This is a genomic window from Myxococcus sp. NMCA1, from assembly GCF_026810205.1.
Lineage (GTDB): Bacteria > Myxococcota > Myxococcia > Myxococcales > Myxococcaceae > Myxococcus > Myxococcus xanthus_A.
Map to the genome: position 1 here is coordinate 9290304 of NZ_CP113950.1, position 7197 is coordinate 9297500.

Consider the following 7197-nt stretch of genomic DNA (forward strand, 5'->3'; position numbering starts at 1 on the left):
TTCAAGGCTCAGCTCTTGTTGTGCGAGGAGCCAGACGAGTTCGCCGCGGAGTTACCCCCCGCCGGGTTGTTCCCGCTGTTATTGCTCCCGCCATTCGGGTTGTTGCCCGACTGCCGAGGGCTGTTGGGGTTCATTTGGTTGGAGCGGTTGTCCTGCGACGCCTTGTGCGCGGGGTTGTTGGGATTCTTGGAGTTGGCGCGCTGGTCGTTCTGGTTCTTGCCGCTGTCCTTGCTCATGGACCTACCTCGGGAGTCCCCAAGCGAAAGTGCCGGGGAGGCCTGAAACTAGGAAGCGGCCCAGGTGGAAACACTCGTGCGGAGGTGTTCGTCCGGTGTCGGGAAGCACACGACATCGCGCGGAGCCGGACACGGAATGCGCGAGCCGCCGCTTTGCCGGATGCGGCGACGAGCAAGGGTGCCTACCTCGTGCCCATGGAGGTGACGCGGCGTGAGGACGGTCACGTACGAGCGCAGTGGGCGAACGAACACGGGCGCACAGGCGCTCCGGCTGGAAGGCATGAAGCACCTGAAGGTGCTGGAGCAGGGTGAGGTGGTCAGCGAGCGCGACCTCACGGGAGCGGAAGTCCAGCGCCTGGGCCCGCTCTTCGAACAAGCCAGCCGCGCCCCGGCCCCCGTCGTCATGGTTCCGCAGGCAGGTGGGCCGGACGGTCTCGCGGTGACGCTCGCGTTCGAGGACGAAGAGTCTCCTCGCGTGCGCGTCGCGGCCGAGCGACTTCCAGCCCAGGGCGCAGGCCCCCTCTACGACACCCTGCTCGAGGAACTGGACCGGCTGCTGACGACCGAGTTGCATGCCCGGGCTCCGCGCCACGCACACGCGGTGCTGCCGCACCAGTTGCGCGAAGAAGAGCAGTAGCGCCTCAGGGCCCGACGCCTCGTGCCGCCCGTCGTCCAGGCAAGCCGCTCATCGGGCGGGCGGGAGCGAGCCCGTAGCCGGGGTTGCTGGCGAGCTCGGCTTCTGTGAAGACAGGAGCATGAGGCGCGTGCAGTTGTCCGTGCATCGCACGGTGGGAGAAGCACGGCTTCTGGCGGGTGCGCTGGAAGCCATGGGAGTGTCAGTAGAGGTACGCGGAGAAGCCCTTGCCCCTTTGAGCGGCGAGATTCCGAGCGCGGAGACCTGGATAGAGTTGTGGGTGGACCCGCGAGACCTTGAGCACGCGAAAGGCCTCCTGGCGGAGCTCCAGGAGAATCAAGAGCAGGCCGAGCGGTCGGTGGAGTGTCCACGGTGCCGCGAAGAGAACCCCGGCAACTTCGAGCTGTGTTGGAGCTGTGGCCTGGAGCTGCCCTCGGGGCTACGTCCAAGACTGCGGGCAGTGTAGTAGCTGGATGCAGGGTGAGGCGGAGCGCGCCTCCAGGAGAATCGGAAGTGCAGGAAGCAGAGGGAGCGCGTCGCCACAGGCTGAGCCGGGGGACCCGAAGCCTGCTCATCGTGTGCACCGTCGTGACGCTCATCCACCTCATTCCACTCTTCCTCCCCAGGAACATGCCCGAGCAGCAGCTGTCCATCGCACGGGCCATGTCGAGCGTGTCGCAGCGTGTCCCTTTCCTGCGGCCCCTGAAGGACGACGCGACGGCCACGCCGGCGGAGCTGAGAGAAGCCGCGACGCTGCTGCTGGATGGGGCGCCAGATGACGCCCATGCGCTGGCCCTGGAGGCGGAACGCCGCAATCCCCAGGAGGTCGAAACCCAGCTCCTGCTGGCGAGAATCTGCGACGTCGAGCGGATGAGCCGGTGTGTGAGCACGGCCCTGTCACGAGCAGAGACGCTGGCCCCACGAGACGCACGGCCGGACCTGCTCCGAGCGGAGCTACAAGAGAAGGACGGGGACGTCGTGGGCGCGGCCGAGGCGATGGGGCGGGCGCATGGAAAGGCGCCCGGCGACCCGCTTGTCGGACTGCGTTACGTCCACCTGCTGAGCGCGGCGAAGCGGGGCGAAGAGGCGCTGGCCGTCCTCCGAACGCTTGAAGGGCGCCTGCCGCATGCCAGGCTCCTGGTGGAACAAGGCCGGGTGCACAGCCGGGAAGGGCACGACGCCGAAGCGGTGAAGCTCTTTCGCGCGGCGGTGGCCGAAGACCCGAAGCTCAGCATGGGCTTCTTCGAGCTCGGGCTCGCCTGGCATCGGCTGGGCAAGGTGGCCACCGCGGAAGAGGCTTTGCGCCAGGCGGACCGCCTGGACCGGGCAGACCCCAAGGCGCTGGCGGCCCTCTGCGCGATTCAGGTCAAGGAGCGGCGCATCGACGATGCCCGGCTCACGCGAATGGACCTTGAGCGGCGCTTTTCCGGCCAGCCGGAGCTGATTCGGAAGTCCTGCAGCATCCCCTGACGCGAAGGGGCCGGAGACCTACTCCCGAGGCTCGATGCCGCGGATCTGTCGGAGCATGCGGGCGGAGGCCTTCACCTCGACGTCCACGGCTCCATCGACGCGCTCGGTGCGCACGACGGCCTGCAGGTAGGGAACCGCCTCCGCATCGCGCGCTTGCTGGAAGAGCAGCTCCCCCAGGGCGAAGCGAGCCCGCGTTAGCAGGACGATGTCCTCGGCGGCGACAGCGGCATCAATGGCGTCGCTGAGAGCGGACTCGGCCATCTCGGGCTGGTTCCGGGCGAGCAGCTCACGAGCACGCTGGATGTGTTCGTCGACGTTCATGCGCAGAGAGCAAGGTTCAACCAGGTGGGGACGCAGGCCGCCTCGCCGGGATAGATATGGGTGGGTGCCCATGGACGAGAAGCGAATCGCCGAGCTGGAAATCCGATACATGCACCAGCAGGAACTGCTGCAGGAGCTCAGCGGCGTGCTGTACGAACAACAGAAGGTCATCGACCAGCTACGAGCAGAGGTGGACCGGCTCAAGCAGAAGCTGGAAGCCGAGCCCGGCCTGGTGGACGCCCGTCATGACGAGCGTCCACCGCATTACTGAGGCTCAGAACTTGTAGCCGAGCCGCAGACCAATGGTCGGGTTGGGCTCCAGGTAGCCCACCTCGAGGCCGATGCTCGCGGCCTTGCCCTGAAGGCCAAAGCCAAACGCGGCGTGCGCCCGGAAGGTGTCGCCACGGCCAAACACGAGCCAGGGACCGACCATGCCTTCGATGTAGACGCCGGACTTGGCGAGGTTCGCACGCAGGACCAGGTCCAACGGAACACCGATGTCGTTGCCCTCGGTGATGAGCATTGCACCGAACCGAGCCCCAACAGACAGCGGCCCCGCGAGCGGCGTCTCAACGCCCAGCGTGAAGTTGAAGACCGCGCTGTCATCAATCCAATAGTCAGCCCCAAGCCCGACACGGACCGCAGCCTCGGAGTTCGTGGGAACGAGGAAGAGGCCGGCCGCGAGCAGCGCGCCAAGGCAAGGACGAAGCAGCTTCATTCGAGAGGCTCCTCTCAACACAGCGGGGGAGCCCACACTCAACCAAGCCGAGCGCGTCGATGCCAGCCACACGGAGGTCCAAATCGTCAAAGGCAGTCGTAGCGGAAGGCAGCGACTCTCAGCGGACGAAGGGCGTTCACTGCAATACGACGCGCGACTCAAGTATCCGCGTCGCAGCTATGGAACCGGTTGGCGTCGTGACAGGAGCAGCGCGGGCCGAGCACCTGTTGGTGCTGGCCACCACGGCGGCCCTGCTGGCGGTGGGGGGCGTGCGCCGGCTGCGCACGCGGCGCCTGGCCCAACGCCCGCGGTGAGGCGCCGAAAACCCAAGACGCCCAAAACAGAAAACCCCCGGTGTCCACGAGGGACACCGGGGGTTTCTCAAAAAGAATCCGGCAGCGACCTACTCTCCCGCGCGGTTTCCCGCGAAGTACCATCGGCTCTGGAGGGCTTAACTTCCGTGTTCGGGATGGGAACGGGTGGGACCCCTCCGACATAGCCACCGGAAAACAAGCGACAGTGCATACAAAGGGTAAGTTTCGAATTTCTTGCTAAGCGAAGTCTCGCTGTGCGTATTTCAGTCTTCCAGGCGAGTGCGTGAAGCACTCGAGCCTCGGCCTTGGCCCCGAGTCCCTTACTCCCCTTGAGGGGGCATGCAAGAGAATGGGGAAAGTAAGCCTCACGACCAATTAGTACCGGTTAGCTGAACGTGTTACCACGCTTACACACCCGGCCTATCAACGTCGTAGTCTTCGACGGGTCTTCAGGGGCTTGCGCCCGGGATACCTGGTCTTGAGGTCGGTTTCCCGCTTAGATGCTTTCAGCGGTTATCCAATCGGCACATGGCTACCCAGCGATGCCTCTGGCGAGACAACTGGTACACCAGCGGTGCCTCCAACCCGGTCCTCTCGTACTAAGGTCAGAGCCTCTCAAGTATCCTACGCCCACAGCAGATAGGGACCAAACTGTCTCACGACGTTTTGAACCCAGCTCGCGTACCGCTTTAATTGGCGAACAGCCAAACCCTTGGGACCTGCTCCAGCCCCAGGATGCGATGAGCCGACATCGAGGTGCCAAACCTCCCCGTCGATGTGAACTCTTGGGGGAGATAAGCCTGTTATCCCCGGAGTACCTTTTATCCGTTGAGCGATGGCCCTTCCATTCAGGACCACCGGATCACTATGACCTGCTTTCGCACCTGCTCGACGTGTCCGTCTCGCAGTCAAGCTCCCTTATGCCATTGCACTCGACGCCCGGTTTCCAATCGGGCTGAGGGAACCATCGCGCGCCTCCGTTACTTTTTGGGAGGCGACCGCCCCAGTCAAACTACCCACCAGACAGTGTCCCAATCCCGGCTGACGGGACATGGTTAGACACCAGAAATCAACAGGGTGGTATTTCACCGTTGCCTCCACCGAACCTAGCGGCCCGGCTTCAAAGGCTCCCACCTATCCTACACAGTCAATCCCTAGTGTCACTGTCAAGTTATAGTAAAGGTTCACGGGGTCTTTCCGTCTTGCTGCGGGTAAACTGCATCGGCACAGCTATTTCAATTTCGCTGAGTCCCTCTCCGAGACAGCGCGGAAGTCGTTACTCCATTCGTGCAGGTCGGAACTTACCCGACAAGGAATTTCGCTACCTTAGGACCGTTATAGTTACGGCCGCCGTTTACTGGGGCTTCGGATCATCGCTTCACCTTGCGGCTGACGAATCCCCTTAACCTTCCAGCACCGGGCAGGAGTCAGACCCTATACGTCGGCTTGTCGCCTTCGCAGAGTCCTGTGTTTTTGGTAAACAGTCGCTACCGCCATTTCTCTGCAACCTCTCTCAGCTCCGGCTGTACGCCTTCACCTACCAGAGGCCCACCTTCTTCCGAAGTTACGGTGGAAATTTGCCTAGTTCCTTGGAGGAGAGTTCTCTCAAGCGCCTTAGGATTTTCTCCTCGCCCACCTGTGTCGGTTTACGGTACGGACACCCTGCAAGCTCCCTACGGGACTTTTCTTGGAAGCAGAGCATCAGCGACTTACCCCTTACGGGGCGCCATGGAGTCTCGGGGATAACTGCCGCGCCTTTATTCGTACGCGACACCCCTACACCTTTAGACTGACACAACCACCGGTCAGCTCGCCTAGCTTTCTCCGTCCTCCCTTAGTTCAACGCTCACAAGATGGTGCAGGAATATTAACCCGCTTTCCATCACCTACGCCTTTCGGCCTCGGCTTAGGTTCCGACTAACCCTGGGAAGATTAACTTGACCCAGGAAACCTTGGGCTTACGGCGAGGGGGTTTCTCACCCCCTTTATCGCTACTCATTTCGGCATCAGCACTCCCAGTCGCTCCAGCCGCCTTTTCAGTCGACCTTCGCTGCAACTGGGACGCTCCCCTACCGCCACACGTTTTACGTGTGACCCGAAGCTTCGGCACTAGTCTTGAGCCCCGTTACATTTTCGGCGCGGCCTGTCTTGACCAGTGAGCTATTACGCTTTCTTTAAAGGATGGCTGCTTCTAAGCCAACCTCCTGGTTGTCAATGACCTGCCACATCCTTTCTAGTGTTCACTTAGACTAGATTTGGGGGCCTTAGCTGTCGGTCTGGGTTATTCCCCTCTTGCCAATGGACGTTATCACCCACTGACTGCGTCCCGGGATAACAATTGCCGGCATTCGGAGTTTGGTACGGTTTGGTAATCTGGTGAGACCCCTAGCCGTTCCAGTGCTCTACCTCCGGCATTGAATTGCCCGAGCCGATACCTAAATATCTTTCGGGGAGAACCAGCTATCACGGAGTTTGATTGGCCTTTCACCCCTACACACAGCTCATCTCAGAAATTTTCAACTTTCACGAGTTCGGTCCTCCATGCGGTGTTACCCGCACTTCAACCTGGCCATGTGTAGATCACCCCGCTTCGGGTTATAATACACGCAACTAAACGCCCTATTCGGACTCGCTTTCGCTCCGGCTCCACCTAACGGCTTAGCCTCGCTACGTATATTAAGTCGCCGAATCATGATGCAAAAGGTACGCTCTCGCACTGGGTTGCCCCGTAGTGCTCGAACTGCTTGTAGACATGCGGTTTCAGGTTCTTTTGACTCCCCTTACCGGGGTTCTTTTCACCTTTCCCTCGCGGTACTTGTTCACTATCGGTCGCCAAGGAGTATTTAGCCTTACCGGATGGTCCCGGCTGATTCAGGCAGGATTGCACGTGTCCCGCCCTACTTGGGTAACCCACTCAGCTCCAACTCGCTTTCGCGTACGCGACTATCACGCTCTTTGGTGCCTCTTTCCAGAGGCTTCCGCTAGCAAGTCAAAGTCCTACCGTGGACCCACTACCCCGACGCCACTTTCGTGGTTTCGGTTTGGGCTTCTCCCATTTCGCTCGCCACTACTTTGGGAATCACTCATTGTTTTCTCTTCCTCAGGGTACTGAGATGTTTCACTTCCCCTGGTTAGCTCCATCCCACCTATGTATTCAGTGAGAGGTAACGCCGCTATTCGCAGCGCTGGGTTTCCCCATTCGGACATCCCCGGATCAACGCTCGGTTGACAGCTCCCCGGGGCTTTTCGCAGCCACCCGCGTCCTTCATCGCCTCTTGGCACCTAGGCATCCACCGCACGCCCTTAGTAGCTTACTTGCCCTAATCTCTTGTTTCACGCCCGCCTCCCGGCGGATTGTCGAAACTCGAAACCAAGGCCCAGACTCCTGCTCTTCGCAGCAAGCCTGGAAGACTTCTTTTTACTTACGCTTGATTAAAAGCACCTGACTCCTTCCCCTCACCTTCGCCTCACGGCGTCGGCTGGGTACTTTCGTCAGGGCTTCTG

The 7197-nt window shown here is 61.3% G+C and carries 7 protein-coding genes and 2 rRNA genes; 4 read left to right on the forward strand and 5 right to left on the reverse strand.

What is annotated here, in order from left to right; translation table 11 throughout:
* Positions 1-8 precede the first annotated feature (8 nt).
* Positions 9-236 (reverse strand): hypothetical protein, encoded by a 228-nt coding sequence (locus OZ403_RS38535; protein WP_140796150.1) that lies wholly within the window; start codon positions 234-236, stop codon positions 9-11.
* Positions 237-447: 211 nt separating this feature from the next.
* Here OZ403_RS38535 and OZ403_RS38540 point away from each other — a divergent pair, with 211 nt between their 5' ends.
* From OZ403_RS38540 to OZ403_RS38545, 3 genes are all read left to right on the forward strand, one after another.
* Complete coding sequence (locus OZ403_RS38540) at positions 448-873, forward strand: hypothetical protein (protein WP_140796151.1); 426 nt, start codon at positions 448-450, stop codon at positions 871-873.
* 118 nt (positions 874-991) lie between these two features.
* Complete coding sequence (locus OZ403_RS39560; RefSeq protein ID WP_140796152.1) at positions 992-1336, forward strand: hypothetical protein; 345 nt, start codon at positions 992-994, stop codon at positions 1334-1336.
* A gap of 47 nt (positions 1337-1383) precedes the next feature.
* Positions 1384-2340, forward strand: a complete 957-nt coding sequence (locus OZ403_RS38545; protein ID WP_268783109.1) for a tetratricopeptide repeat protein — start codon at positions 1384-1386, stop codon at positions 2338-2340.
* An 18-nt stretch (positions 2341-2358) separates the two neighbouring features.
* Here the strand turns inward: OZ403_RS38545 and OZ403_RS38550 are convergent, their stop codons facing one another.
* Positions 2359-2661, reverse strand: a complete 303-nt coding sequence (locus OZ403_RS38550) for a hypothetical protein (RefSeq protein WP_140796154.1) — start codon at positions 2659-2661, stop codon at positions 2359-2361.
* Between the two features lie 70 nt (positions 2662-2731).
* Between OZ403_RS38550 and OZ403_RS38555 the strand changes: the two genes are divergently transcribed.
* Complete coding sequence (locus tag OZ403_RS38555) at positions 2732-2932, forward strand: SlyX family protein (protein ID WP_002640911.1); 201 nt, start codon at positions 2732-2734, stop codon at positions 2930-2932.
* 3 nt (positions 2933-2935) lie between these two features.
* On the opposite strand, the gene OZ403_RS38560 is transcribed toward OZ403_RS38555, so the two are convergent.
* The 3 genes from OZ403_RS38560 to OZ403_RS38570 all read right to left on the reverse strand — a co-directional run bounded on the left by OZ403_RS38560 (position 2936) and on the right by OZ403_RS38570 (position 7010).
* Positions 2936-3379 carry a hypothetical protein gene (locus OZ403_RS38560; protein ID WP_026114287.1) on the reverse strand — a complete coding sequence of 148 codons (444 nt, stop codon included), beginning with the start codon at positions 3377-3379 and terminating at the stop codon, positions 2936-2938.
* A 390-nt stretch (positions 3380-3769) separates the two neighbouring features.
* A 5S ribosomal RNA gene (gene rrf / locus OZ403_RS38565) occupies positions 3770-3886 on the reverse strand.
* A 161-nt stretch (positions 3887-4047) separates the two neighbouring features.
* Positions 4048-7010: ribosomal RNA gene (locus OZ403_RS38570) — 23S ribosomal RNA — on the reverse strand.
* Positions 7011-7197 lie beyond the last annotated feature (187 nt).